The following is a 24,952-nucleotide window of genomic DNA, read 5'->3' on the forward strand; positions in this document are numbered from 1 at the left end:
AAACTCCGAGTAGAGGAATGGTCCGTTCCGAACGTCAAGGGCACGGGTCAGCGCAGGCCGGTGCCGCGGGCGATGGCGGTGTCGATGAGGGTGGACAGCAGGGTCGGGTAGTCGACGCCGGTGACGGCCCACATCTTGGGGTACATGGACACGCTGGTGAAGCCGGGCATGGTGTTCAGCTCGTTGATCACCAGCTCGTCGTCCGGCGTGACGAAGAAGTCGACCCGGGCCAGACCCTGGCAGTCCAGCGCGGTGAAGGCGCGAACGGCCATCTCCCGCAGCCGGACGGTGACCTCGTCGTCCAGCTTGGCCGGGATGTCGAACTCGCAGGCGTCGTCGGTGTCCAGGTACTTGGAGTCGAAGTCGTACCAGTCGACGGTGTCGCTGATCATCCGGATCTCGGCCGGCAGCGAGGCCTCGACGCGGCCGTCCGGGAACTCGAGGACCCCGCACTCGACCTCGCGGCCGACGATGGTCGCCTCCACGAGCACCTTGGGGTCGATGGCCCGGGCGTAGTCGATGGCGTGGTCAAGGTCGTCCCAGGAGGTGACCTTGGTGATGCCGGTGGACGAGCCGGCACGGGCCGGCTTCACGAACACGGGCAGCCCAAGGCGGTCCCGCTCCGCCTGCGGCAGCGTCGACTGACCGCGCCGGACCACGGCGTACGGGCCGACCGGCAGACCCTCGGCGGCCAGCAGCTTCTTGGTGAACTCCTTGTCCATCGCCACCGCGCTGGACAGCACGCCCGGCCCCACGTACGGGATGTCGGCCAGCTCGAGCAGACCCTGGATGGTGCCGTCCTCGCCATAGGCGCCGTGCAGCACCGGGAACACCACGTCGACGTGGGCCAGCGCCTCGCCGGCGCGGGACGGCTCCAGCGCGACCAGGTTGTGGTTGACCAGCGTCAGCTCCGCACCCGAGCTGACCTCGGGCAGCTCGCGGCCGGTGACGGCCAGCTGCTCGGCCGAACCCAGCACCCATGTGCCCTCGGTGGTGATGCCGACCGGGACCACCTCGTAGCGCTCCTGGTCCAGGTGTCGGAGCACGCTGCCGGCCGAGACCGCCGACACGCCGTGCTCGGTGCTGCGGCCGCCGAACACCACGGCGACGCGAATCCTGGGCTGGTTCATAGGCAGCGACCATACCCGGCTGGCCGAAGGGTGGCGCTCAGCCACCAACTTGTCGCTCTCCGTGGTGAATTCATACCCGGAACCGTCTCCCACCGTCGACTCCCACCTAGGGGTGCTCACGGATGTGTGACGCCGCAGCGGGCCGCAAAGTTGTTGGCATGACGGCAAAAAGATGGCGGCAGCTGGCGCTGTGGCTGCACGTCGTGTCCGGCGTCGGCTGGATGGCGCAGGCGCTGGCCCTGTTCAGCCTGGTCACGCTCGGTCTCGCGAAGCCGGACCAACTGCCGGCGGCGATGGACATGGCCGACCGGATCGACATGACATTGTTGGCGCAGATGGCCAACGTCTCCACGTTCACCGGCTTCATGCTGGCCGCCGCCACGGCGTGGGGCTTCTTCAAGCACTGGTGGGTGCTGGCCAAGTTCATGATCTCGACCGTGCAGCTGTATCTGGGGATCTTCGTGCTGTCGCCGACGCTGCGCGAGGGGCACGCGAGCGTGCCGATGGCGGTCGGCACGGTGCTGATGGCGAGCGCGATCGGTTTCCAGGCCTGGCTTTCCGTCGCCAAGCCGTGGGGCCGCACGCCGTTGTACGTGAAGCTGCCGACCGCGCCGCGCTGGGTGTTCGCGGCCACGACGCTGATCCCGTTGGCGGACTTGGCGATCGGCTACTCGCTGGGCTATCCGCTGCCGGCGCTGAGCCTGCTGTTCCTGCTGGGTTACGTGATCAGGAGGTCGATGAGCGGCGGCAGGACGCTGATGAGCTGGTCCCGCGAGCAGGCGGTGTAGCCGATCGCGACGCCGTGCCAGCGCGACGGCCCGGTGTGGTGCCGTTCGAGACCGTCCAGTCGCACGCCGAGCCGGGTGGCCTGCCGGACCACCGACCGTTCCCGTTCCAGGGACGGCAACAGCACGACCACGTGCGAGCCGGCGTCGTCGCCGAGCACGGGAATCCCGGCCGTACGAAGGGTTTCCACCACCAGGACGCGTCGTTCGGACAGCTCGCGGCGCAGCCGGCGCAGATGCCGGCCGAGATCTCCGTTGCGGGCCAACTCGACCAGCACGCGCTGCCCGGCCGGGGCCGGCCCGGTGCCGGTGCGCTCCCGGTAGGCCAGCACCGTGCCGGCCAGCTGCGGCGGGCCGACGAGCCAGCCGGCGCCGAGCGTCGGCGTGAGGATCTTGCTGGTGGTGCCCAGGTGCACCACGACGTCCGGGGCCAATGCGGCCAGCAGCGGCAGCGGCGCCACGTCGTAGCGGAGCTCGCCGTCGTAGTCGTCCTCGATGATCAGCCAGCCCTCGCGGCGGGCCCGTTCCACCAGTGCAACGCGGCGGGCCGCCGGCAGTCGACTGCCGAGTGGGTACTGGTGCGCCGGCGAGCAGTAGACGGCCCGGATGCCGGACGGGATCTGGTCGACGAGGATGCCGTCCCGGTCCAGCGGGGCCGGCAGCACCTGGACGCCGGCGGCCTTGAGAGCCTCGACTGCGCGCTGATATCCGGGTTCCTCAACGGCAACGGTGTCGCCGGGCCGGAACGCGCTGACCGCCATCTCGGCCACGGCCGCGCTGGTGCCGCCGGTGGCCAGCACGGCCTCGGTCGCGAGCCCTCCTCGGATCGTCAGACCCCGGTGCCGCAGCAGGTGTTCGGCCACCGCCTCGCGGTACTCGGGCAGCCCGGCCGGATGGTGGCGTACCAACGGTTCGGTGTCGGCGGCCGACCGCCACGCCCGTCGCCAGGCGGCGCGGTCGAGCCCGCCGACCCACGGCCGGCCCAGTTCCAGCGACACCAGGTCCTGCTCGGCCGGCTCCGGTCGGGCCCGGTCCGGCACCGGCGATGATCCCGGCGGCGCGGTCGTCACGTACGTGCCGGAGCCGTGTTTGCCGACGATCCAGCCCTCGGCCAGCAGCTGGTCGTACGCCGCGGCGGTGACGGTCCGGCTCACCTTGAGGTGGCTGGCCAGGGTCCGGGTCGACGGCAGCCGGTCGCCGGCCCGCAGCTGCCCGGCCGCGGCGGCGGCCCGCAGGGCGTCGGCCAGCTGCACGGCCAGCGGGGTGCGGGCCTCGCGGTCCAGCGTGATGAGCAGGGCGTCGTCCGACTCGGGCAAAGTGGCCTTCTCAATTCGGCAAGCAGTGGCTCTTTCATGATGCCACTTACCGGTCGATGCTGGTGACCGTGAGCCGAACACCACTGTCACCGACACCACGGACCGTCGTCAACCGACATCGCGAACGCGCCGCCACCGACCGCGCGGCCCTGGACGACGTGCTCGACTCCGGCCTGATCTGCCACCTCGGCGTGGTCTGGGACGGCGCGCCGGTGGTGCTGCCCACCGGCTACGGCCGCGACGGCGACACGCTCTACCTGCACGGATCCACCGGATCACGCAGCATGGGCGTCGGCCCGGTCTGCGTCACCGTGACGATCGTGGACGGCATCGTCTATGCCCGGTCGGTCATGCACCACTCCATGAACTACCGCAGCGCCTGCGTGCTCGGGACCACCCGACTGGTCGACGACCCGACCGAGAAGCTACGGGGACTCGAGGTCGTCACCGAGCACCTCGCGCCGGGCTCCTGGGACCACGCGCGGCTGCCCAACAAGAAGGAGCTGGCCGCCACGGTCGTGCTGGCCCTTGACCTCACCGAGGCGTCGGTGAAGATCCGCAACGCGCCGCCGAACGACGAGGACTTCGACGTCGAGGCCAACACCGCCTGGGCCGGTGTGCTGCCGCTGACCATGGAATGGGGCGTGCCCGAGTCGGACTCCCCGCTGCCCGTGCCGGAGCACGTGCTCAAGCGGTGACCGCTTACTCCTGAACCGGACCGTCCACCGGGTCGAAGCGGTACGGCGTCATGCGCTGCCGGGTCGGGCCGAACACGTGGATGCTCACCGCAGGGTCAATGCCCTCGTTGCGCATCTGGTGCACGTAGTTCGGCCCGAACACCCGGGACTGGCCGGCGTGCAGCACGTGCAGCGCCTGGCCGTTGCGCCCCGGCTGGCCGACGATCTCGGTCAGGACGCCCTGGACCACGGTGAACGCGCCCTCGGCGCCGCCGTGGTCGTGCAGCTCGGCGCCCTGCCCGGGCAGCCAGCTCATCAGCCACACCTCGTAGCTGGACGTGCTCTGCACCAGCGCGGTCCAGCGCTCGACCGGGTCGTAGCGCAGCAGATGCGCCCAGCTCGAGCGGTCGGCGAGGACCTCGCGGAGGATCTTGGTGGGCTGCTGCGGGGCGACGCGGACGTCGGACAGCACGGTGTTTTCCGGAACGGCGAACATGAGACGGGTGTCTTCCTGCTGGATGGGTGAGTGCGCGGGCAGATCACCGAGGAAGACACAGCGCGCCACAGACCCGGCAGAGGTCGATGTGACCCCGCCGTTCGGTCATGGCACGCAGCAACATGCCAGCTATTGAACCGGCGAGGCCAGCGCCCGGTCAAGCGCACCCACCACGTCCAGTACCAGATCGTGGGAATCCTCCAGTCCGGCGGAGAACCGGACGAGACCTTCCGGAACCGGGTCGCCCCACTGGGCCCGCCGGTCGGCCGTGCTGTGCAGGCCGCCGAAGCTGGTCGCCGAGGCCACCAGCCGGCTGGTGGCCAGGAACCGCGCCACCAGGTCGGCCGAGGCCAGTTCGAACGTGAAGACGCCGCCGAACCGGCGCATCTGCCGGGCGGCGACGGCGTGCGACGGGTCGTCGGGCGAGCCCGGCCAGCGCACGTTGGCCACGGCTTCATGCCCGCGCAGCTTGGCCACCAGCGCCGCGGCGTTCTCGGCCTGCCGGGCCAGCCGCACGTCCAGCGTGCCGAGGCCGCGGTGCACCATCCACGTCTCGAACGGGCCGGGAATCGCGCCGCTGAGACTGCGCTGCCGCTGCAACTCCGTCCACAGTGCCTCGTCGGTCACGGAGATGTGTCCGAAAAGGACGTCGCTGTGCCCGGCAACGGCCTTGGTGTCGCTGGCCACGGAGATGTCCGCACCGAGCTCCAGCGGCCGCTGGCCGATCGGCGTCGCCGTCGTGTTGTCCACCGCGACCAGCGCGCCGGCCGCGTGCGCCAGCTCGGCGATCGCCTTGATGTCGCAGACGTCCAGGCCCGGATTGGACGGCGTTTCCAGCAGCACCAACCGTGCGCCTTCGACAACCTCCCGCGTCCACGGGCCAACCGTCGGCACCTCGCGGGCCTGGACGTCCAGTCCGGCGAGGAAGGTCCGCACGAGGTAATACCCATCAGCGGGTATGGCTATTACATCGCCGGGAGACAGCACCGTCCGCAGGAGCGTGGTGATCGCGGCCATGCCGGACGGGAACACCGTGCACAGGCCGCCGTCCAGCGCGCCGATGGCCGATTCCAGCGCCCGCCAGGTCGGGTTGCCGGCGCGACCGTAGAAGTCGTCGGCACCGAGATGGAAGGGGGCAGCCAGCACGGGTCCGGCCAGGAACGGTTGTCCGGCAACGGGTTCGGCCGCGCCCGCGTGCACGCAGCGCGTGCCGTCGCCCCACTCGCTCACTGGCGTTCCGCCTTCTGGGCCCGGCCGAGCAGTTCCGCGGCCATGGCCCGCGGGTCCAGGCCGTCGTGGCAGACGCGACGCACGCCGTCGGTGATCGGCATGTCGACGCCGTGCTTCGCGCCAAGGTCCTGGATGGACGAGCACGACTTCACGCCCTCGGCGACCTGCCCGTGCGCGGCCTCCTGGGCCTGGGCCAGCGTCTCGCCCTTGCCCAGCCGCTCGCCGAAACTGCGGTTGCGGGACAGCGGCGAGGCGCAGGTGGCGACCAGGTCGCCTAGGCCGGCCAGGCCGGCGAAGGTCATCGGGTCCGCGCCGAGCGCCGCGCCGAGGCGAGCGGTTTCGGCCAGGCCACGGGTGATCAGCGAGGCCATGGTGTTGTCGCCGAAGCCGAGGCCGTGCGCGATGCCGCAGGCCAACGCGATCACGTTCTTGCACGCGCCGCCGAGCTCGCAGCCGACGACATCCGTAATGGTGTACGGCCGGAAGTAGCCGTTGGCGCTGGCTCGCTGCACGGCCACCGCACGCTCATGGTCCATGCAGGCCACGACGGTCGCGGTCGGCTGCTGCGCGGCGATCTCCCGGGCCAGGTTCGGCCCCGACACGACCGCCACGTGCTCGCTCGGCACCTGCGCGACCTCGGCCACGACCTCGCTCATCCGCTTGCCGGTGCCCAGCTCGATGCCCTTGGCCAGGCTGACCAGCGTCACGCCCTCGGGCAGCAACTCCCGCCACGAGGCCAGATTGGCGCGCAGCGTCTGACTCGGCACGGCCAGCACCACGGCCTCGGCCCCGTCGAGGGCCAGGATCGGGTCGGCGGTGGCCCGCAGCGTCTCCGGCAGCCGGATGCCCGGCAGGTAGCCGGTGTTCAGCTTCTGGCCGGTGATCTCGTCGGCCACCTCCGGCCGGCGCGCCCACAGCACCACGTCGCGGCCGGCGTCGGCCAACACCTTGGCGAACGCGGTCCCCCACGACCCGGCCCCCAGCACCGCGATGCGCTGCAGCTCCACGTCAGTCCCCGTTCTTCTCGGCCTTGGCCGGCGAGAAGAAACCCTCGGGCGCCTGCTCGCCGCGGGCCTGCTCGAGCAGCTCCTTGACCCGCCCCATGATCAGGTCCGTGACCTCGCGCAGCACCTGCGCGGTGACCGGCTGGCCCCGGTAGGCCGACAGGTCGATCGGCTCGCCGATGACCGAGGTGACCGTCTTGCGCGGGAACGGCCGGAACTTCTTGTTGTAGCCGTCGTAGATGGCCCGGGTGCCCCAGCGGGCGGCCGGGACCACCGGCACGTCGCTGGCCAGTGCCAGCCGGGCCGCACCGGTGCGGGCGGCCATCGGCCAGCCGTCCGGGTCCTTGGTGATCGTGCCCTCCGGGTAGATCACCAGCAGCTTGCCCTGCTCAAGGCCCTTGTTGGCGACGTCGATGCTCTCCTTGGCCGCGCGCAGGCTCTCCCTGGCGTCACCGCCGCGGAACACCGGCACCTGGCCGGCGCCGACCAGGACCTTGCCCAGCACCGGCACCTTCCACAGCGATGCCTTGGCCATGAAGCGCGGCACCCGCTCGTTGTTGTGCACAAGGATGGCGTCGAACACCGGATCGAGATGCGAGACGTGGTTCATCACCAGCAGCACGCCGCCGTGCCGGGGCAGCTTCGGCCCCTTGTTCACCCGGCGCGCGAGCAGCTTCACCGTCGGATACAGGACGATGGCGCACATCCTGATCCACGGCCCGCCCTTCTCCTTGCGCATCGCACTCCCTCACGTTCGACAATCGCCCGCTGTTCGTTTTCGCCTGGCCGAGTCTGCATGATGGAGAAGTGCGGAGCTACCTCGACCTCGTGGTGCCGGTGAAGCGACTGGACCGGGCCAAGTCCCGGCTGGTCGGAGCGGCCGACGGCGGCATCGGCGACCCGCAGGCGCACGCGGACCTGGTGGTGGCGGTCGCGCTGGACACGATCCTGGCGGCGACGGCCGCGGACGGCGTGCGGGACGTGGTGGTCGTCACGTCCGATCCCATGCTGACGGCGGTGTTGCGGGCTGAGGGAATTCGGTGCGTGGCCGAGGCCGAGCCCGGTCTGAACGAGGCGTACCGGCACGGGGCGTCGGTGCTGGGTGGATCCGGGTCGGGCCGGCACGTCGGCGCGTTGCAGGCCGACCTGCCGGCGCTGCGGTCGGCCGAGCTGGCGGCCGCGATCGCCGCCGCCGACGGCAAGCGTGCGTTCGTCCCGGATCGTCAGGGCACCGGCACGACACTGCTCATCGGCGCGCCGGACGAACCGCTGGACCCGCGGTTCGGCGTCGGGTCGGCCGAGGCGCACCGAGCGTCCGGGGCGATCGAACTCATCGGCGACTGGCCGTCGCTGCGCTGCGACGTGGACACCGAAGCCGATCTCGCGGTGGCCGCACAGCTCGGTCTCGGTGCACGAACGCAGCAGCGGTTCCGGCTGTCGGCCTGATCCACAGTGGACCGCGCTAGGCTGGCCGTCATGGAGCAGGCCACCGTGCACACCCTGCACGGCGACGGTTCGGCCACTGTCCTGCGCGACGACGGTCTGCTGGTCGAGGTGCCCGCGGCGGCGGTTTCGGCCGGCGGCTGGCGCGCGCCGCGGCCCGGACAGCGGGTGACATTGCGCCGGGACAACGGCGTGGTCGTCGAGATGAAACCGCCTTCGTAGCTCTGGGTGTTCATCGTGTCGTTCCTCGCCAGCAGCGCCTTTGGTTCGCTCTGGGGAACAATGGCCACCGTGCGTACGGAAACCAACGACGAGGCCACGGCCGAGCAGACCAAGCCCGCCACCGCCAGGGCGCGGCAGCCACGAGCGACCCCCAGGCGGACGAGCACCCGTAGCACCGCGGCCACCGCCAAGGCCGCGGCGGACACCCCCGCGCCCACCCGGCGGCGCGGCACCGCGAAGGCGGAACCCCAGGCCGAACCGGTGGCCAAGCCCAAGGCGACACGGGCTCGTGCCGCGAAGACGACGGAACCAGCGGCGGAGGCCAAGCCGACCCGCAGCCGAGCCAAAGCCGCAACACCGGCGGCCAAGACCACAACGGCGAAGGCCCCAGCGGCCAAGACCACTGCGGCCAAGCCGAAGACCCAGGCCGCGCGCACCACAGCCGCCAAGCCAAAGGCGGCCGCCACGCCGACCCCAGCCGACACCGCGGCCACGCCCAAGACGCCGACAACGCCCACACCGGCCGCGGCGAAGGCGCCGGCCGACAAAACCACCGCGGCCACGCCCACGACTCAGGCCGCGCGCACCGCCGCGAAGACGGCGGCCACTCGCACGTCAGCCAAGCCGGCCGCCGCAAAAACCGCCGCCGCGCCGAAAACGCGGGCGCCGCGGACTCGCGCCACACCGCCGCCTGCCCCGACCGTCTCCCCGGTGGTCGAGGCCAGGGCAGAGATCACGCCGCTGACCGAAAGCAGGACCGCCGTCGTGACGCCGGTTCCGCCGGCTGAACGCACGCGCCGCCCGCGTCCCGCCGAAGGCCCGGCCCACCGCGTCATCACGCCGCCGGCCGCGACGCAGGACATCGGCGTCACCGATCTGCCCGACGACCGCTACTTCAACCGTGAGCTGTCGTGGCTGGACTTCAACGCCCGCGTGCTGGCGCTGGCTGAGGACGCCTCGCAGCCGCTGCTGGAGCGGGCCAAGTTCCTCGCCATCTTCGCGTCGAACCTGGACGAGTTCTACATGGTGCGGGTGGCCGGCCTGAAGCGCCGTGAGGAGACCGGCCTGACCGTGCGCAGCGCCGACGGCCTGACGCCGAGCGAGCAGCTGAGCCGGATCGCCGCCCGCAGCCAGGAACTGGTCGACCAGCACGCCAAGGCGTTCCTCAACGAGATCCGGCCCGGACTCGAGCAGCACGGCGTGCGCATCGTGTCCTGGCAGGACCTGGAGGAGCCGGACCAGCTGCGGCTGTCCAACTACTTCAGCGAACAGGTGTTCCCGGTGCTCACGCCGCTCGCGGTCGACCCGGCGCACCCCTTCCCTTATATCTCCGGGCTGTCGCTCAACCTGGCCGTCACGGTCCGCACGCCCGAAGGCGGCCCCGAGCAGTTCGCCCGCGTGAAGGTGCCGGACAACGTGCCGCGGCTGATCCGCGTCGAGGCCGACCGGCGCAGCGGCACCGCGACGTTCCTGCCGCTGGAAGAACTGATCGCCGCGCACCTGCGCGAGTTGTTCGCCGGCATGGACATCATCGAGTGCCACGTCTTCCGTATCACCCGCAACGCCGACCTCGAGGTCGAGGAGGACCAGGACGAGGACCTGCTCAAGGCGCTGGAACGGGAACTGGCCCGGCGCCGGTTCGGCCCGCCGGTGCGGCTCGAGGTCGGCGACGACATGACCGACCACGTGCTTCGCCTGCTGCTGCGGGAGATGGACGTGGAGCCGGACGAGGTCGTCGAGGTGCCCGGTCTGCTGGACCTGTCCTGCCTGTGGCAGGTGTACGGGGTGGATCGCAAGGAGCTCAAGGATCCCCCGTTCGTGCCGGCCACCCATCCGGCGTTCGCCGACCGGGAGACGCCGCGCAGCGTGTTCGCCACACTGCGGGACGGGGACGTGCTCGTGCACCATCCCTACGATTCCTTCTCCACCAGCGTGCAGCGTTTCATCGAGCAGGCCGCGGCCGACCCGAACGTGCTGGCCATCAAGCAGACGCTGTACCGCACCTCGGGCGACTCGCCGATCGTCGACGCGCTGATGGACGCGGCCGAGGCCGGCAAGCAGGTGGTGGCGCTGGTCGAGCTGAAGGCGCGGTTCGACGAGGAGGCCAACATCAAGTGGGCCCGTGCGCTGGAAAAGGCCGGCGTGCACGTGGTCTACGGCCTTGTCGGCCTGAAGACGCACTGCAAGACCGCGCTGGTGATCCGCCAGGAGGGCTCGTCCATCAAGCGGTACTGCCACATCGGCACCGGCAACTACAACCCGAAGACCGCCCGGTTGTACGAGGACGTCGGCATCCTGACCGCGGAGCCGGCGATCGGCGCGGACCTCACCGACCTGTTCAACGTGTTGACCGGCTATGCCCGGCAGGAGAACTACCGCACGCTGATGGTCGCGCCCTACGGCGTGCGCCGCGGCATCGTGCAGCGGATCGAGCAGGAGATCGAGCACGCGCGAGCCGGCCGCAAGTCGGGCGTGCGGCTCAAGGCCAACTCGCTCGTGGACGAACAGGTCATCGACGCCCTCTACCGCGCTTCGCAGGCCGGCGTGCCTATCGAGGTGATCGTGCGCGGCATCTGCGCGATCAAGCCGGGAGTGCCGGGTCTGTCCGAGAACATCAAGGTCCGCTCGATCCTGGGACGTTTCCTCGAGCACTCGCGGATCGTGCGGTTCGCCGGTTCGGACGAACTGTGGATCGGCAGCCCCGACATGATGCACCGCAATCTGGACCGGCGGGTCGAGGTGCTGGTGAAGGTGACCGACCCGAAACTGGTCGCGCAGTTGGACAGCGTGCTGGATTCGACGATGGATCCGGCCACCCGGTGCTGGGAGCTCACCTCCGCCGGGAACTGGGATCCGTCCCCGGCGGACGGTTCCCGTGTTCGCGACCATCAGGTCGAACTGATGAAACTCCACAGTGCGAAGGAACAGCAGGTGTGACTATCCGAGCCGCCGGCGCCGTTGTGTGGCGTCCCAGCAGTGTCACCGAGCAGGTCGAAGTGGCCGTGGTGCATCGACCACGATATGACGATTGGTCACTGCCCAAGGGAAAATTGGACGCTGACGAAACGACACCGTCGGCGGCGGTTCGAGAAGTGCTGGAGGAGACCGGCTTCTCGATCGCCTTGGGCCGCCGTCTGCCGTCCGCCGAATACGTGGTGGACGGCCGACGGAAGGTCGTCGAGTACTTCTCGGCCCGCTTCCTCGATGGCGACTTCGAGGCCAACGATGAGGTCGGTCGGCTGAAATGGGTTTCCCCCGATGCCGCCGGGGATCTGTTGAGCTATCAGCACGACCGGCTGGTGCTGGCCGAGTTCACCGCGCTACCGGCCCGTTTGAGCACGCTTCTGCTGGTCAGGCACGCCAAGGCGGGCAAGCGCGACGAGTGGGACGGCGACGACGACCTGCGGCCGCTGAGCCCGTCCGGACAGCGGCAGGCCGCGGCACTGGCCCGGATTCTGCCGCTGTTCGGGGCTGATCGCGTCCATGCGGCCCCCAGGACCCGGTGCGAGGACACGGTGGCCGGGCTGGGTATGGAGATCCGCAGCGAGCCACTGCTGTCCGAGGAGGGCTACTGGGTGAGCCCGTCGGCCGGGGTGGCCCGGTTGCTGGACATCGTGGCCGCCGGCGGCACGCCCGTGGTGAGCAGCCAGGGCGGCGTGATTCCCGATGTGGTCGCCCGATTGGCCGACCTCAACGGCGTGCGCCTTGACGAAATCCCCAGCAAGAAGGCCAGTTTCTGGGTGCTCTCGTTCCGGCCGCCGACGCGGCGCCGGGAGCCGCGGCTGGTCGCCGCCGACTACTTTCCCAGCCCCCTGCCGAAACCGGCCGGTCGCTAGCCCTAGGGGTCGGCAGACCCCTTGTACCCCACGGGTTGTGGTCATACCCCCTGGGGTGCGGGGGTTTTCCCTAATGTTGTAGCCCCACAAAAGGATCAGGGGCCCATGCTGGATGCACGGGCCCCTGGCTCCTGAACGAACCGGTACGCGCGGGTCGTGCACCGGATTCGCTTCTACTTCGTCAGATCACGCCCGGCCGAGCGGGTGACTCGGCCGCACATGGTCACTTCTTGGCGGCAGCGGCCTTCTTCGGCGCGGCCTTCTTCGCGGTGGCGGTCGCGGCCTTCTTCGGCGCGGCCTTGGTCGCGGCCGGCTTCGCGGCAGCGGTGGTGGCCGCAGCGGCCGGCTTGGCGGCGGCCGTGGCGCGCTTCGGCGCGGCCTTCCGCGTGGTGGCGGGCTTCGCGGCGGCAGCGGCCGGCTTGGCGGCAGCGGTGCGACGCGTGGTGGCCGGCTTCGCGGCGGCAGCGGCCGGCTTGGCGGCAGCGGTGCGACGCGTGGTGGTGGCCGGCTTCGCGGCGGCAGCAGCGGTCGTGGTCGCCTTGGCGGCGGCGGCCGGCTTGGCGGCAACGGCCTTCGGCAGCTTCTTGGCGCCGCTGATGACGTCCTTGAACGTCGTGCCGGCACGGAAAGCGGGAACGTTGGTCTTCTTGACCTTCACCGTCTCACCGGTGCGCGGGTTGCGCGCGGTGCGAGCGGCGCGAGCCCGCTTCTCGAACACACCGAAGCCCGTGACGTTGACCTTCTCGCCCTTTTGGACGGTGCGCACGACGATGTCGACGATGCCGTCGACGGCCGAGCTGGCGGCCTTCTTGTCGCCGAGACGCTCGGCCAGAGCCTCAATGAGTTGGGCCTTGTTCACTTCAGTCCCTCCCAGGACACCATCGGCCCTGTAGTTGGGCCACTTCTGGCACACGGTAAGCCAACGCGCCAAGAATTTCCACGCGCCACGCCCATTTTTTTGCTGATGGCACGTTGTTTCCGCCCCACCGGGGGACATAAGCCCGGTTTTCGGGGCGGCGTGGGAGGGTTGGGAGGCCGCCGGATTCGAGTCGCGGCGGCCTCCCCGATCAGCCCGCCGTGACTGGGTTCGTTGTGGGCAGCCAAGTCGCGCGGCCCGTCTCGAATTCCCCGATCGCGTCGACGTTTCGCAAGGTCAGGCCGATATCGTCGAGTCCTTCCAGCAGCCGCCAACGGGTGTAGTCGTCGATCTGGAAGGGGGCCGAGAAGTCCTTGGCGCGGACCGTCTTCGCGGTCAGGTCGACCGTGACCTCGGTGCCGGGCTCGTTCTCGAGCAGCTTCCACAACAGTTCGATGTCGGACTGCTCACACTGCGCCGCCACGAGGCCCTGCTTGCCGGCGTTGCCCCGGAAGATGTCGGCGAACCGGGACGAGACAACCACCCGGAAGCCGTAGTCCATCAGCGCCCACACGGCGTGCTCACGGGACGAGCCGGTGCCGAAGTCGGGGCCCGCGACCAGAACACTGCCGGCGCGGAAGGGTCCCTGGTTGAGGATGAAGTTCTCGTCCGCGCGCCAGGCGGCGAACAGGCCGTCCTCGAAGCCGGTGCGGGTGACGCGCTTCAGATAGACGGCGGGGATGATCTGGTCGGTGTCCACGTTGGACCGGCGCAGCGGGACGCCGACCCCGGTGTGGCTGGTGAACGGTTCCATGGCGTTGCTCCTCAGTCCAGGTCGGCCGGCGACGACAGCGTGCCGCGCACCGCGGTGGCCGCGGCGACCAGCGGCGACACCAGGTGGGTTCGGCCGCCCTTGCCCTGGCGGCCCTCGAAGTTGCGGTTGGAGGTCGAGGCGCTGCGCTCGCCCGGCTTGAGCTGATCGGGGTTCATGCCAAGGCACATGGAGCAGCCCGCGGACCGCCACTCGGCGCCCGCGTCGGTGAAGACCTTGTCCAGTCCCTCGGACTCCGCCTGCGCGCGCACCCGCATCGAACCGGGCACCACCAGCATGCGTACGTCCGATGCGACCTTGCGGCCCTGTAGAACCGCCGCCGCCGCACGGAGGTCCTCGATGCGACCGTTGGTGCAGGAGCCGAGGAAGACGGTGTCGACGTGGATGTCACGCAGCGGCGTGCCCGGCTCCAGGCCCATGTAGGCCAGTGCCTTCTCGGCCGCCACCTTGGCGTTCTCGTCGCCGATGTCCTCCGGGTTCGGCACCCGGTCGCCCAGCGGCAGGCCCTGTCCCGGATTCGTGCCCCAGGTGACGAACGGCGTCAGCGTGTCCGCGTCGATGTCCACCTCGGTGTCGAAGGTGGCGTCGTCGTCCGTGCGCAGCGAGCGCCAGTACTCGACAGCCGCGTCCCAATCCGCGCCCTTCGGCGCGTGCGGGCGGCCGTTGATGTAGTCGAACGTCGTGTCGTCCGGCGCGATCATGCCGGCGCGGGCGCCTGCTTCGATCGACATGTTGCACACCGTCATGCGGGCTTCCATCGACATCGCCTCGATGGCCTCGCCGCGGTACTCCAGGATGTAGCCCTGGCCGCCGCCGGTGCCGATCTTCGCGATCACCGCCAGGATCACGTCCTTGGACGTGACGCCCGGGCGCAGCGTGCCGTTGACGTTGATCGCCATGGTCTTGAAGGGCTTCAGCGGCAGCGTCTGGGTGGCCATCACGTGCTCGACCTCAGACGTCCCGATCCCGAAGGCGATCGACCCGAACGCGCCGTGCGTAGAGGTGTGGCTGTCGCCGCAGACCACCGTCATACCCGGCTGGGTCAGGCCCAGCTGCGGGCCGACCACGTGCACGATGCCCTGTTCCGCGTCGCCCATCGGGTGCAGTCGAACGCCGAACTCCGCGCAGTTGCGCCGAAGCGTCTCCACCTGGGTGCGGGACACCGGGTCGGCGATCGGAAGTTCGACGTCCACCGTAGGAACGTTGTGGTCCTCGGTGGCGATGGTCAGGTCCGGCCGACGGAGTTTCCGGCCGGCGAGCCGCAGCCCGTCGAAGGCCTGCGGGCTGGTGACTTCGTGCACCAGGTGCAGGTCGATGTAGATGAGGTCCGGTTCGGCTCCGTCGCCCTTGCGCACCAGGTGCGCGTCCCAGACTTTCTCCGCGAGCGTGCGGCCCATGGGCTCCTCCCCTTCGGGGATGTCGTGTCAGTTCGGGTTTCCCAGATGGTGGCGCGGCTGGACTTCCCACATCGCGGGAAGCTAGTATCGCGACGTGGGACAGCATAGCGGGATCGGCGTTCTGGACAAGGCGGTGGCGGTGCTCAGCGCCGTCGCCAAGGACCCTTGCGGCCTGGCGGAACTCTGCAACCGCACGGGTCTTCCCCGTGCCACCGCCCATCGCCTCGCCGTAGGCCTCGAGGTGCATCGCTTGCTGCGCCGCGGTTCCGACGGCCGTTGGCGCCCCGGGGCGGCCCTGGCCGAGCTGGCCGGTGGGGCCACCGACCCCCTCCTCGACGCGGCTTCTTCCGTCCTTCCCCGCCTCCGCGACATCACCGGCGAGTCCGTGCAGCTCTACCGTCGTGACGGCATGCAGCGCATCTGCGTAGCCGCCGCCGAGCCCCCCAGTGGCCTCCGCGACACCGTGCCGGTGGGCGCCCGCCTTCCCATGACCGCCGGCTCCGGCGCCAAGGTCCTGGCCGCGTGGGCCGATTCCCCCACCCAGCGCGCCCTCCTCTCCGACGCCCTCTTCGGCGAGCGCACCCTCCTTGAGGTCCGCCGCCGCGGTTGGGCACAGTCGGTCGGCGAACGCGAACCTGGCGTAGCCAGCGTTTCCGCCCCCGTCCGCGACTCTTCCGGCTCCGTCATAGCCGCCGTCTCCGTCTCCGGCCCCGTGGACCGCATCGGCCGCCGCCCCGGCGGCCGCTGGGCCGCCGACCTCCTGGCCGCCGCCGAGGCCCTCCAAAACCGCCTCTAACTCCCCCTCACCCTCTCCGCGGGGTAGGCGAGCCCCCTCGCCTACCCCGCACTTTTTGGGGGCGCGCGGAAGGCGGGAACAGACAGGCAACGACACCCCCTGGCAGGCCGACGCGGAAGCAAGGAGGAGCAAGGACAGGCGGCCCTCACTCACCGCCCGGCAGCCCCAGCAAAGCGGGACACGGAAACGGAAGGCCAGGAAGCACGGCAAAGACCCCGGTACCCGAGAAACCACCAAAGAGGAAGGCAACCGACAGAAGGAAGAAAGAGTCGCGAGAAGAAAGACAGGAGGACCCCGACGGGACAGGAGCCGCCAGCGGGACGAAGCACCAGCAGGACGCCGAAGCCGATGCAGGCCGCAAGGCGGCAAGGCGAAGCACCAGGCCGAAGGCCAGGCAGGACAGCTAAACACGAGCCGAAGCCGAGGCGGCCGAAGCCGAAGGCGAGGCAGGCCACAAGGCCGCAAGGCGACAGGCGAAGCAGCAGCCCGAAGGCCAGGCAGGACGGCTCAACACGAGCCGAAGCCAAAGGTGGACAAGCGAAGCAGCAAGCCGAAGGCAAAGCGGGACGCTGAAGCACGAGCCGGGCAGGCGACAGACAACGCCGAACCCCACGGCGAGCGAAGCGAAGCCCACCCCCACCAGGGCGAGCGAAGCGAAGCCCGAACCCCACCACCGAGGGCGAGCGAAGCGAAGCCCGCAGCGAAGGCGAAGCCGAGCCAAGGGGGTGCAGGGGGCGAAGCCCGCCCTGCCTTGGGGTCTGGGGCGAGAGCCCCAGTGAGAAAACGAAAGATCCCCGTGCTTCGAAGAAGCACAGGGATCGCCCGATCTTGAGTAGCCCCGACGGGATTCGAACCCGCGCTACCGCCTTGAGAGGGCGGCGTCCTAGGCCGCTAGACGACGGGGCCAGGACTTAGTTTTCTTGCTGGGAGGTACCCTAGCACATCGCTTTGGGTGCCTCACGCTGGGGTACCAGGACTCGAACCTAGACTAACTGAACCAGAATCAGTCGTGCTGCCAATTACACCATACCCCATTGGCATTCTGGATCAGCTTTGGTGTTGCCGGAGGCCGTCCGCCCTGCCGGAATGAATACTAGACCATGGCGGGCCCGATCACGAAATCGGGCCGCGGCGGTGCCTGATCGCGCAGGTCAGAGGGCGTCGAGGCCGGGGGTGGAGAGCTCGCAGACGACGAGTTCGGGGAGCTCGGCGAGGCTGTTGATGGTCCATACGCCGGCGGGCGCGAGCTGGGGGTCGAGACCGTCGCGGTTGAGCCATACGCCGTGCATGCCGGCGTCGCGGGCGCCGATGGCGTCGAGGTCGAGGCGGTCGCCGACGTGCACGGTCTCGGCGGGCAGCACGTCGAGGTCGAGGCAGGCGGTGTGGAAAATCACGGGGTCGGGCTTGGCGACACCGAGCTCACCTGCGATGACGACGTGGTCGAAGAATTCGGACAGGCCGACGGCGGCGATCTTGGCGCGCTGCCGGGAGCCGGAGGCGTTGGTCACGGCGGCGACCTTGATGCCGCTGGCCCGCAGCCAGTCGAGCAGGGGCATGGTGTCGTCGAACACCCGCCATGAGCGTTCCATGACGGCGAGGCGGCTGTCTTCGCGCCGCCGGACTTCGGCGTCGTCGAGGTGTTCGCCGAGCACGGCGAAGAAGGCTTTGGTGCGCCGCCAGCGCATGGTGTCGTAGTCGAACTCGCCGGAGATGGCGCGGGCCACGTGCTCGTCGGTGGTGCGCTGCCATGCGGGCCACGCCTCGTCGTGTCCGACAAGGGCGGTCAACGCGGTTCTCGCCGATCCGTCGTAGTCAATCAGCGTGTCGTCGATGTCCAGGCAAACGGCGCGGATTTCGACGGTGGTGCGGGTGGTGAATGCGGAGAGAACTGGCGTCACCAGGAGAGGCTAGGTGCGGATCCCTTGTCCGCGATTCGGCTAACAAGGTGAAGCTACCCCTTGATCGTGGTCACTCTCCGCCGTCCCGCGATTCCGCTGCGCGTGCGACAGGTCACGTTTCTCGGTGTCCGACAACGGGTTTCTCCGAGTCGTGGCGCATCGGTGACGGCGTGCGACCGGCGGCCGTAACGCGGGTCACGTGTGCCTGTCCGGGTGAAGCGGGTTGACGGCGGTGCCGGGCGCGAGCATCCTGAGATTATTCAACAAGCGTTGAAAAGAGGGATGGCGATGGAACGGACGACGTGCTGCGTGGTGGGCGGCGGCCCGGCCGGGATGATGCTGGGGCTGCTGCTGGCCAGGGCCGGGGTGGACGTGACCGTGCTGGAGAAGCACGGCGACTTCCTGCGGGACTTCCGCGGCGACACGGTGCACGCCTCGACACTGCGGCTGCTGGACGAGCTGGGCCTGGCCGAGAACTTCGCCAAGGTGCCGCACCGGCTGCTGACGCAGATCGGCTTCCCGGCGGGGCCGGAGACCACGGTCGGCGTGGATCTGAGCGGTTTGCCCGGCCCGCACAAGCACATCGCGATGGTGCCGCAGTGGGACTTCCTCGACATGATCGCCGACGCGGCGTCGACCGAGCCGACGTTCCACCTGCGCATGAACACCGAGGCGACCGGCCTGACCACGAAGGACGGCCGCGTCACCGGCATCACCTACCGCACCAAGGACGGCGAGAGCGGCGAGATCCAGGCCGATCTCACGGTGGCGTGCGACGGTCGCCGTTCGATCCTGCGCAGCGCGCTGGGGCTGGGGATTCGCAGCTGGCGGGTGCCGATGGACTGCTGGTGGCTGCGGGTGCCGCGGCATGAGGGCGACCCGATCGGCATCGGCGGCATGATCGGCAGCGGCCGCATGGTCGTCTACATCGACCGCGGCGACTACTTCCAGCTGGCCTTCCTGATCGAGAAGGGCTCGGACGCGCGCTGGCGCAAGGCCGGCCTGCAGGCGTTCCGGGACAGCGTCGCCGGCGTGCTGCCGTGGCTGGCCGACCGGGTTGACGCCATCGAGTCGCTGGACGACGCCAAGCTGCTCGACGTGAAACTGGACCGGCTGACCCAGTGGTACAGCGACGGTCTGCTGTGCATCGGTGACGCGGCGCACGCCATGTCGCCGGTCGGCGGCGTCGGTATCAACCTGGCCGTGCAGGATGCCGTTGCAGCGGCAAGGATCCTGGCCGCCCCGCTGCGCCGAGGGACCGTCACGACCGAGGATCTGGCCAAGGTGCAGCGCCGGCGCGGTCCGGCCACCACCATCACGCAGGGCATGCAGCGGCTGATGCATGACAACGCTGTCGGCCCGGCGCTGAGCGGCCGTGTCGATCTGATGAAGCGAACGCCGCTCGCATTGCGGCTGCTGAACCGTTTCCCCAAGCTCGGCCTGATTCCGGCCTACCTGGTGGCAATCGGTTTCCGCCCGGAACACGCGCCCGATTTCGCCCGCCGGTGAGTTCGGAACGGACCATTCCTCAACTCGGAGTTCAGGAAAGGCGCGTTCTCGTCACCGGGGGGCTCAGCGCGGCACCCGTCCACTGAGGACCATCGCCACGACCTGGGCGCGGTCCTTTGCGCCGAGTTTGCGGAGAATGGCCTTCACGTGGGTCTTGACGGTGTCCGTGCTGATGAACAGGTGGTGCGCGATGGTCTGGTTGTCCAGGCCCTTGATCATCTCGGCCAGCACGTCGAACTCGCGGGCCGACAGCTGGGGCAGCACGGCATGCGGGGGCAGGTCGGCCGAGAGCTGGACCTGCCCGCCGAGGCGGGGATCGAGCACGTGGGTGGCGCCGGCCAGCACCTCGCTGAACACCGACACCAACTCCCGCAGCGGTGTCGTCTTGAGCAGGTACGCCGAGGCGCCCTGGTTCAGCGCCGCCTTGGCCCATTCCGGGCTGTCCATCTCGCTGACGACCACGGTGGTCGCCGACGGGCGCTGGGCCCGCACGTCGCGAACCGTGCGCAGGGCACCGGCGCCGGGCACGGCCAGATCGGTCACGACCAGGTCCACCAGCAGCCCACGCAGGCAGCGCAGCGCCTCGGACGAGGTGTGCGCCACACCGACCACCCGGAAACGTTGCGTGCGCTGCAAACAGACGCGCAGCCCCTCGGTGATCAGCTGAGAGGCGTCGACCAACAGCACCCTTGCGGGATCGGGCACCACCATGCCATCACCTCCGCTGCGCTGCGGCCAACCGGTCGGGGCCAGATTGCTGACCTCACTGGTTTCGCAATCGGCTCAACGCGGGATAGCACGCCATGGTTCAGCAGCGGAAGCGCCAAAAGGGCCGGACGGCGCGAAGTTGCGCCGACCGGCCCTTCGATCATGGGCCAAGGCGACTAGACGGCGGCGACCTTGTTGGTGAGTGTGCCGATCCCCTCGATGGACACCGACACGGTCTGCCCGTCGGTCATCGGGCCGACGCCGGCCGGCGTGCCGGTGAGCACCACGTCCCCGGGCAGCAGCGTCATGCCGGCAGTGATCCACTCCAGGATCTCGCCGATGCCGTGCAGCAGGTCGCTGGTGTTGCCGTCCTGCTTGAGCTCGCCGTCCAGCTCGGTGCGCAGGTCGAGGCCGGCCGGGTCGAGGTTGGTCTCGATCCACGGCCCCAGCGGGCAGAACGTGTCGTGGCCCTTGCCGCGCGTCCACTGGCCGTCGGCCTTCTGCTGCTCACGGGCCGTGACATCGTTGGCGATGGTGTACCCGAGGATGGCCGAGCTCGCGTCCTCGGCCTTGAGCCGGCGCACCGGCAGGCCGCCGATGACGATCGCCAGCTCGCCCTCGTAGTCGACGCGGCCGAGGCCGGCCGGCACCTCGATGGTCGCGTCCGGGCCGATCACCGAGGTCGACGGCTTGATGAAGATGACGGGGTCGGCCGGCGGCTCGCCGCCCATCTCGCGGGCGTGGTCGGCGTAGTTCTTGCCGATGCACACCACCTTGGACGGGCGGATCGGGGCCAGCAGCTGTACCGCGGCCAGTGGCCACGTCCGGCCGGTGAACTTCGGGTCCTCGAACACCGAGGTCGACAGTTCCGCAGCGATCAGGCTGTCCGGCTCGCCGCCGATGGCGACGAAGGACGCCCCTTCCGAATGAGAAATCCTGGCGAATCGCACGGGACCGAGCCTAATAGGACGGGCCGCGGTGCGGCCCGTCAGCTACGTCTCACGCCAGGGCGCGCACCCGCATCGCCTTGTGGGCCAGGGCGTCGCAGAGGGCCAGCCAGCTCGCCTCGACGATGTTGTTGTGCACGCCGACCGTCGTCCACTCGTGCTCGCCGTCGGTCGACTCCACGAGCACGCGGGTGATGGCGTCGGTGCCCGGGTGGTCGGTCAGGATGCGCACCTTGTAGTCGGCCAGCTCCACACTGTCCATCCAGGACAGGTGTGGCCGGAGTGCCTGGCGCAGCGCGGCATCCAGCGCGTGCACGGGACCGTTGCCCTCGGCGGTGGCGATCACGCGCTCGCCGCCGACGTGCACCTTGACCGTGGCCTCGGACACGATCACGCCGTCCTGCCGGTGATCCAGCAGCACCCGGTAGGACTCCAAAGTGAACGGTGGTTCGTCCACTTCGGACAGCTCGTTGCGCAGCAACAGTTCCAGCGAGGCATCGGCGGCCTCGAAGGACCAGCCCTTGGCCTCCAGCTCCTTCACCTTCTGCACGGCGCTGCCGACGGCGTCGGGCCGGCCGGCCAGGTCGAGCCCGAGCTCTCGTCCCTTGAGCTCAAGACTCGCCCGGCCGGCCATCTCGGTGACCAGGACCCGCATGCCGTTGCCGACGGTGGCCGGATCGATGTGGTTGTAGAGATCCGGATCCACCTTGATCGCGCTCGCGTGCAGCCCCGCCTTGTGGGCGAAGGCCGACGCCCCGACATAGGCCTGGTGGGTGTCGGGGGCGATGTTCGCGATCTCGGCGAGGGCATGGGACACGCGGGTCAGCTCGGCGACGGAGTCGGCGGGTACCACCGGCATCCCGAGCTTGGTCACGAGGTTCCCGATGACGGCGAACAGGTCGGCGTTGCCGGCCCGCTCCCCGTAGCCGTTGGCCGTGCACTGCACATGGGTCGCGCCGGCCTGCACCGCCGCGAGAGTGTTGGCCACCGCGCAGGACGTGTCGTCCTGGCAGTGGATGCCGACGCGCAGCCCGGTGCGGGCCATCACCTCGGTGACGGTCTGTCCGAGCCCGACCGGCAGCTGGCCGCCGTTGGTGTCGCACAGCACCACCACGTCGGCCCCGGCCTCGCCGGCCGCCTGGAGGACGCGCAGCGCGCACTCCGGGTCGTAGGCGTAGCCGTCGAAGAAGTGCTCCGCATCCAGGAAAACGCGGCGGCCCTGGGCCACCAGGTACCGGACGGTGTCGGCGACCATGGCGCAGTTCTCGTCGACGGTCGTGCGCAGCGCCCGTTCGATGTGCCGACGGTCGGACTTGGCCACCAGCGTGACGACCGGGGCCTGCGAGTCGAGCAGGGCCTGCACCTGAAGGTCGTCCTCGACCTTCACGCCGGCCTTGCGGGTCGACCCGAACGCCACCAGCACCGCGTGCTTGAGCTCCAGCTCGCCGGCCGCGGCGCGGGCGAAGAACTCCGTGTCCTTGGGCAGCGCGCCCGGCCAGCCGCCCTCGATGAAGCCGACGCCGATGCCGTCGAGCAGGCGGGCCACGGCCAGCTTGTCCGTCACCGAATACGTGATGCCCTCGCGCTGGGCGCCGTCCCGCAGGGTGGTGTCGAAGACGTGGAAGCCGTCGCCCAGCGGCGTCCCGGCCGGTGTAGTCCTGCTCAACGGTCTGCTCCTTGCGAGAGGGAAGCTGTAAGTGGCCCTGAAAAGCAAAAGACCCCCTGCGAATGCAAGAGGTCTGCGCGCCGGGTGCCGTCAGGGGCACTACCCGGCGCGCTGCGCAATGATGATCACGGTGTGGAGAGCCACACCCGCATGCTGCCACACCCGGCCCGAACTGACCAAGCGTCGGACGAAACTTCCCACCAGTCGGGAATTTTAACCGAAACAGCCCATGACCGGTCCACCTTGCCGAAATTGGACTGGTCCAATTTCGATGGAAGGAGCAGCCTGGTCGTCAGCCGCCTTCGTCGAAGGGAGAAGGCTGCGTGGTCACTGTCGTCCTGCTGGGCGCGCCGAACGCCGAAGGCGCCGAGTACGCCTGGCTGATGGACCGCGTCCGCGTCGGGGGCTGCGAGCCGGTCGCGCTCGACGGCGTCGGGGCCGCTGACGTCCTGGTCAAGCTGCACGAACAGGGCCGCTTACACGGCGTCCTGGCCGTCGGCGGGCCTACCGGCGGCTCCCCGCCTTCGCGGCCCTACGCGCGTTACCGATCGGGGTGCCCAAGCTGCTCGTCACCGCTCGGGACCACCACACCCACGGCGGCGTCACCGACGTCACCACCATGCACTCCGTGGTCGACATCGTCGGCATCGACCAGGTCTCCGAGCGCATCCTCGACAACGCCGCCGCCGCCATCACCGGCATGGCCCGCAGCTACCACGCCGGCCGGCACAACCCGACCCGCCACCACCGGCCGCTGGTCGCCACCACCGTGCCGGCCACCCGGCCCCGTCTCGAGCACTGGGGCTACGCCGTCGTCGTCGTGCCGGACAGCCGCCCGCTGCCGTCCCTTGTGGACAGCGGCTTCCTCGCCGGCGTCATCTCCACCGACCCGGCCGCCACGTACGACGTCCCCCACGTGGTCTGCGACGACGCCGCCTTCGCCACCGACGCCGCCGACGACCTCCACCACGTCATCACCGGCTCCCCCTAAACCCCGCGAGTCCCGCTTAGCGTCAGGGTGAATGCGTGAAACGGATTCACACATTCGGTGTGACGCTGAGCGGGACTCACGGGGGTTTTGGTGGGTCAGGCGGTGGTGCGGGTGTTGCTCGAGACCAGGGCCGCGAGGCGGTCGCCGATGGCGTACGTGGCGCCGGGCGAGGCGTGGTCGCGGGTGGCCAGGTCGAAGGCGACGGATGCTTCGATCCGGCGGGCGGACTCGTGCTCGCCGAGGTGGTCGAGCATCAGGGCGACCGACAGCACGGCGGCGGTCGGGTCGGCGATGCCCTGCCCGGCGATGTCGGGCGCGCTGCCGTGCACGGGCTCGAACATGCTGGGGTTGCGGCGGGTGACGTCGAGGTTGCCGCTGGCGGCCAGGCCGATGCCACCGGTCACGGCGGCGGCCAGGTCGGTCAGGATGTCGCCGAACAGGTTGTCGGTGACGATCACGTCGAACCGGCCGGGGTCGGTGACCATGTGGATGGTGGCGGAGTCGACGTGCTGGTAGTTGACGGTCACCTCGGGGTGCAGCAGCGACACCTCCTCCACGACCCGGGACCACAGCGAGCCGGCGTGGGTGAGCACGTTGGTCTTGTGCACCAGGGTCAGGTGCTTGCGCGGACGCGCCTGCGCCCGGGAGAAGGCGTCCCGGACCACGCGGTCGACGCCGAACGAGGTGTTGATGCTGACCTCGGTGGCGATCTCGTGCGGGGTGTCCTTGCGCAGCAGGCCGCCGTTGCCGGCGTACAGGCCCTCGGTGCCCTCGCGCACCACGACCATGTCGATGTCGGGCGGGTCGGCGATCGGGCTGCGCACGCCCGGGTACAGCCGAGCCGGCCTCAGGTTGACATGGTGGTCGAGCTCGAACCGGAGCCGCAGCAGCAGCCCGCGCTCCAGGATCCCGCTGGGCACCGACGGGTCGCCGACCGCGCCGAGCAGGATCGCGTCGTGCTGGCGCAGCTCGCCGAGCACGGACTCCGGCAGCAGCTCCCCGGTGGCATGCCACCGCGCCGCACCGAGGTCGTACCGGGTGATCTCCGCTGTCGGAACCACCTCGCCGAGTACCTTCAGCGCCTCGGCAACTACCTCGGGCCCGATCCCGTCACCTGGGATCACCGCGAGCCGCATCCACACACCTCCCGGAGTTCGGTCCCATCACGGGACCATCCATCTCTCGCGTGAGGCTACCCGTACTTCCCCTACTA

The 24,952-nt window shown here is 69.9% G+C and carries 23 protein-coding genes, 2 tRNA genes and 1 pseudogene; 9 read left to right on the forward strand and 17 right to left on the reverse strand.

Annotated elements, in window-relative coordinates; genetic code table 11:
- Window positions 1–47: 47 nt before the first annotated feature.
- Window positions 48–1,130 (reverse strand): D-alanine--D-alanine ligase family protein, encoded by a 1,083-nt coding sequence (locus M3Q35_RS26700; protein ID WP_273935271.1) that lies wholly within the window; start codon window positions 1,128–1,130, stop codon window positions 48–50.
- A gap of 158 nt (window positions 1,131–1,288) precedes the next feature.
- Here M3Q35_RS26700 and M3Q35_RS26705 point away from each other — a divergent pair, with 158 nt between their 5' ends.
- Entirely contained in the window at window positions 1,289–1,918 is a 630-nt protein-coding gene (locus M3Q35_RS26705; RefSeq protein WP_273935272.1) for a hypothetical protein, read from the forward strand.
- Here the strand turns inward: M3Q35_RS26705 and pdxR are convergent.
- A complete protein-coding gene (gene pdxR, locus M3Q35_RS26710) occupies window positions 1,849–3,231 on the reverse strand; it encodes a MocR-like pyridoxine biosynthesis transcription factor PdxR (protein ID WP_273935273.1) in 1,383 nt (460 codons plus the stop codon). The genes M3Q35_RS26705 and pdxR overlap by 70 nt on opposite strands.
- 56 nt (window positions 3,232–3,287) lie before the next feature.
- Between pdxR and M3Q35_RS26715 the strand changes: the two genes are divergently transcribed.
- Complete coding sequence (locus tag M3Q35_RS26715; RefSeq protein ID WP_379794165.1) at window positions 3,288–3,929, forward strand: pyridoxamine 5'-phosphate oxidase family protein; 642 nt, start codon at window positions 3,288–3,290, stop codon at window positions 3,927–3,929.
- Between the two features lie 4 nt (window positions 3,930–3,933).
- Here the strand turns inward: M3Q35_RS26715 and M3Q35_RS26720 are convergent, their stop codons facing one another.
- The 4 genes from M3Q35_RS26720 to M3Q35_RS26735 all read right to left on the reverse strand — a co-directional run bounded on the left by M3Q35_RS26720 (window position 3,934) and on the right by M3Q35_RS26735 (window position 7,377).
- Window positions 3,934–4,404 (reverse strand): cysteine dioxygenase, encoded by a 471-nt coding sequence (locus tag M3Q35_RS26720; RefSeq protein ID WP_273935275.1) that lies wholly within the window; start codon window positions 4,402–4,404, stop codon window positions 3,934–3,936.
- A gap of 129 nt (window positions 4,405–4,533) precedes the next feature.
- Window positions 4,534–5,634, reverse strand: a complete 1,101-nt coding sequence (locus M3Q35_RS26725; RefSeq protein ID WP_273935276.1) for a cystathionine gamma-lyase — start codon at window positions 5,632–5,634, stop codon at window positions 4,534–4,536.
- Window positions 5,631–6,635, reverse strand: a complete 1,005-nt coding sequence (locus tag M3Q35_RS26730; RefSeq protein ID WP_273944476.1) for an NAD(P)H-dependent glycerol-3-phosphate dehydrogenase — start codon at window positions 6,633–6,635, stop codon at window positions 5,631–5,633. The genes M3Q35_RS26725 and M3Q35_RS26730 overlap by 4 nt, the downstream gene beginning before the upstream one ends.
- Window positions 6,636–6,642: 7 nt before the next feature.
- Window positions 6,643–7,377, reverse strand: a complete 735-nt coding sequence (locus tag M3Q35_RS26735; RefSeq protein ID WP_273935277.1) for a lysophospholipid acyltransferase family protein — start codon at window positions 7,375–7,377, stop codon at window positions 6,643–6,645.
- 68 nt (window positions 7,378–7,445) lie between these two features.
- Between M3Q35_RS26735 and cofC the strand changes: the two genes are divergently transcribed.
- The 4 genes from cofC (at window position 7,446) to M3Q35_RS26755 (ending at window position 12,139) form a co-directional block, all read left to right on the forward strand.
- Window positions 7,446–8,084: a 2-phospho-L-lactate guanylyltransferase gene (gene cofC / locus M3Q35_RS26740; RefSeq protein ID WP_273935278.1), complete on the forward strand. Its 639-nt coding sequence runs from the start codon at window positions 7,446–7,448 to the stop codon at window positions 8,082–8,084.
- A gap of 30 nt (window positions 8,085–8,114) precedes the next feature.
- Complete coding sequence (locus M3Q35_RS26745) at window positions 8,115–8,303, forward strand: hypothetical protein (RefSeq protein ID WP_273935279.1); 189 nt, start codon at window positions 8,115–8,117, stop codon at window positions 8,301–8,303.
- An 834-nt stretch (window positions 8,304–9,137) separates the two neighbouring features.
- On the forward strand, window positions 9,138–11,240 hold the full coding sequence (locus M3Q35_RS26750) for an RNA degradosome polyphosphate kinase (RefSeq protein WP_273944478.1): 2,103 nt from the start codon (window positions 9,138–9,140) through the stop codon (window positions 11,238–11,240).
- 2 nt (window positions 11,241–11,242) lie between these two features.
- Complete coding sequence (locus tag M3Q35_RS26755) at window positions 11,243–12,139, forward strand: NUDIX hydrolase (protein WP_273944479.1); 897 nt, start codon at window positions 11,243–11,245, stop codon at window positions 12,137–12,139.
- A 223-nt stretch (window positions 12,140–12,362) separates the two neighbouring features.
- On the opposite strand, the gene M3Q35_RS26760 is transcribed toward M3Q35_RS26755, so the two are convergent.
- From M3Q35_RS26760 to leuC, 3 genes are all read right to left on the reverse strand, one after another.
- A complete protein-coding gene (locus M3Q35_RS26760) occupies window positions 12,363–12,998 on the reverse strand; it encodes an HU family DNA-binding protein (protein ID WP_273935280.1) in 636 nt (211 codons plus the stop codon).
- A gap of 208 nt (window positions 12,999–13,206) precedes the next feature.
- Window positions 13,207–13,809: a 3-isopropylmalate dehydratase small subunit gene (leuD, locus tag M3Q35_RS26765; RefSeq protein WP_273935281.1), complete on the reverse strand. Its 603-nt coding sequence runs from the start codon at window positions 13,807–13,809 to the stop codon at window positions 13,207–13,209.
- A gap of 11 nt (window positions 13,810–13,820) precedes the next feature.
- Window positions 13,821–15,224, reverse strand: coding sequence for a 3-isopropylmalate dehydratase large subunit (leuC, locus tag M3Q35_RS26770; RefSeq protein ID WP_273935282.1), 1,404 nt, complete (start codon window positions 15,222–15,224; stop codon window positions 13,821–13,823).
- Window positions 15,225–15,318: 94 nt separating this feature from the next.
- Between leuC and M3Q35_RS26775 the strand changes: the two genes are divergently transcribed.
- Window positions 15,319–16,020, forward strand: coding sequence for an IclR family transcriptional regulator (locus M3Q35_RS26775; RefSeq protein ID WP_273935283.1), 702 nt, complete (start codon window positions 15,319–15,321; stop codon window positions 16,018–16,020).
- A gap of 833 nt (window positions 16,021–16,853) precedes the next feature.
- On the opposite strand, the gene M3Q35_RS26780 is transcribed toward M3Q35_RS26775, so the two are convergent.
- The 3 genes from M3Q35_RS26780 to M3Q35_RS26790 all read right to left on the reverse strand — a co-directional run bounded on the left by M3Q35_RS26780 (window position 16,854) and on the right by M3Q35_RS26790 (window position 17,918).
- Window positions 16,854–16,926: transfer RNA gene (locus tag M3Q35_RS26780), tRNA-Glu, on the reverse strand.
- Window positions 16,927–16,982: 56 nt separating this feature from the next.
- A tRNA-Gln gene (locus M3Q35_RS26785) sits at window positions 16,983–17,054 on the reverse strand.
- Between the two features lie 117 nt (window positions 17,055–17,171).
- A complete protein-coding gene (locus M3Q35_RS26790; RefSeq protein WP_273935284.1) occupies window positions 17,172–17,918 on the reverse strand; it encodes an HAD family hydrolase in 747 nt (248 codons plus the stop codon).
- Between the two features lie 288 nt (window positions 17,919–18,206).
- On the opposite strand from M3Q35_RS26790, the gene M3Q35_RS26795 reads away from it, so the two are divergent.
- Window positions 18,207–19,427, forward strand: a complete 1,221-nt coding sequence (locus tag M3Q35_RS26795) for an FAD-dependent oxidoreductase (protein WP_273935285.1) — start codon at window positions 18,207–18,209, stop codon at window positions 19,425–19,427.
- A 63-nt stretch (window positions 19,428–19,490) separates the two neighbouring features.
- Here the strand turns inward: M3Q35_RS26795 and M3Q35_RS26800 are convergent, their stop codons facing one another.
- The 4 genes from M3Q35_RS26800 to M3Q35_RS26815 all read right to left on the reverse strand — a co-directional run bounded on the left by M3Q35_RS26800 (window position 19,491) and on the right by M3Q35_RS26815 (window position 23,212).
- Complete coding sequence (locus M3Q35_RS26800) at window positions 19,491–20,138, reverse strand: LuxR C-terminal-related transcriptional regulator (RefSeq protein ID WP_273935286.1); 648 nt, start codon at window positions 20,136–20,138, stop codon at window positions 19,491–19,493.
- A 173-nt stretch (window positions 20,139–20,311) separates the two neighbouring features.
- Window positions 20,312–21,085, reverse strand: a complete 774-nt coding sequence (locus tag M3Q35_RS26805; protein WP_273935287.1) for a fumarylacetoacetate hydrolase family protein — start codon at window positions 21,083–21,085, stop codon at window positions 20,312–20,314.
- 49 nt (window positions 21,086–21,134) lie between these two features.
- Complete coding sequence (gene cimA / locus M3Q35_RS26810) at window positions 21,135–22,748, reverse strand: citramalate synthase (RefSeq protein WP_273935288.1); 1,614 nt, start codon at window positions 22,746–22,748, stop codon at window positions 21,135–21,137.
- 125 nt (window positions 22,749–22,873) lie between these two features.
- Complete coding sequence (locus tag M3Q35_RS26815; protein ID WP_273935289.1) at window positions 22,874–23,212, reverse strand: hypothetical protein; 339 nt, start codon at window positions 23,210–23,212, stop codon at window positions 22,874–22,876.
- A gap of 74 nt (window positions 23,213–23,286) precedes the next feature.
- On the opposite strand from M3Q35_RS26815, the pseudogene M3Q35_RS26820 reads away from it, so the two are divergent.
- Window positions 23,287–23,739, forward strand: a pseudogene (locus M3Q35_RS26820) (Tm-1-like ATP-binding domain-containing protein); the annotation flags it as partial.
- Between the two features lie 95 nt (window positions 23,740–23,834).
- Here M3Q35_RS26820 and M3Q35_RS26825 read toward each other — a convergent pair.
- Window positions 23,835–24,875 carry a 3-isopropylmalate dehydrogenase gene (locus tag M3Q35_RS26825; protein WP_273935290.1) on the reverse strand — a complete coding sequence of 347 codons (1,041 nt, stop codon included), beginning with the start codon at window positions 24,873–24,875 and terminating at the stop codon, window positions 23,835–23,837.
- Window positions 24,876–24,952: the final 77 nt, after the last annotated feature.

Source organism: Kutzneria chonburiensis (genome assembly GCF_028622115.1).
Lineage (GTDB): Bacteria > Actinomycetota > Actinomycetes > Mycobacteriales > Pseudonocardiaceae > Kutzneria > Kutzneria chonburiensis.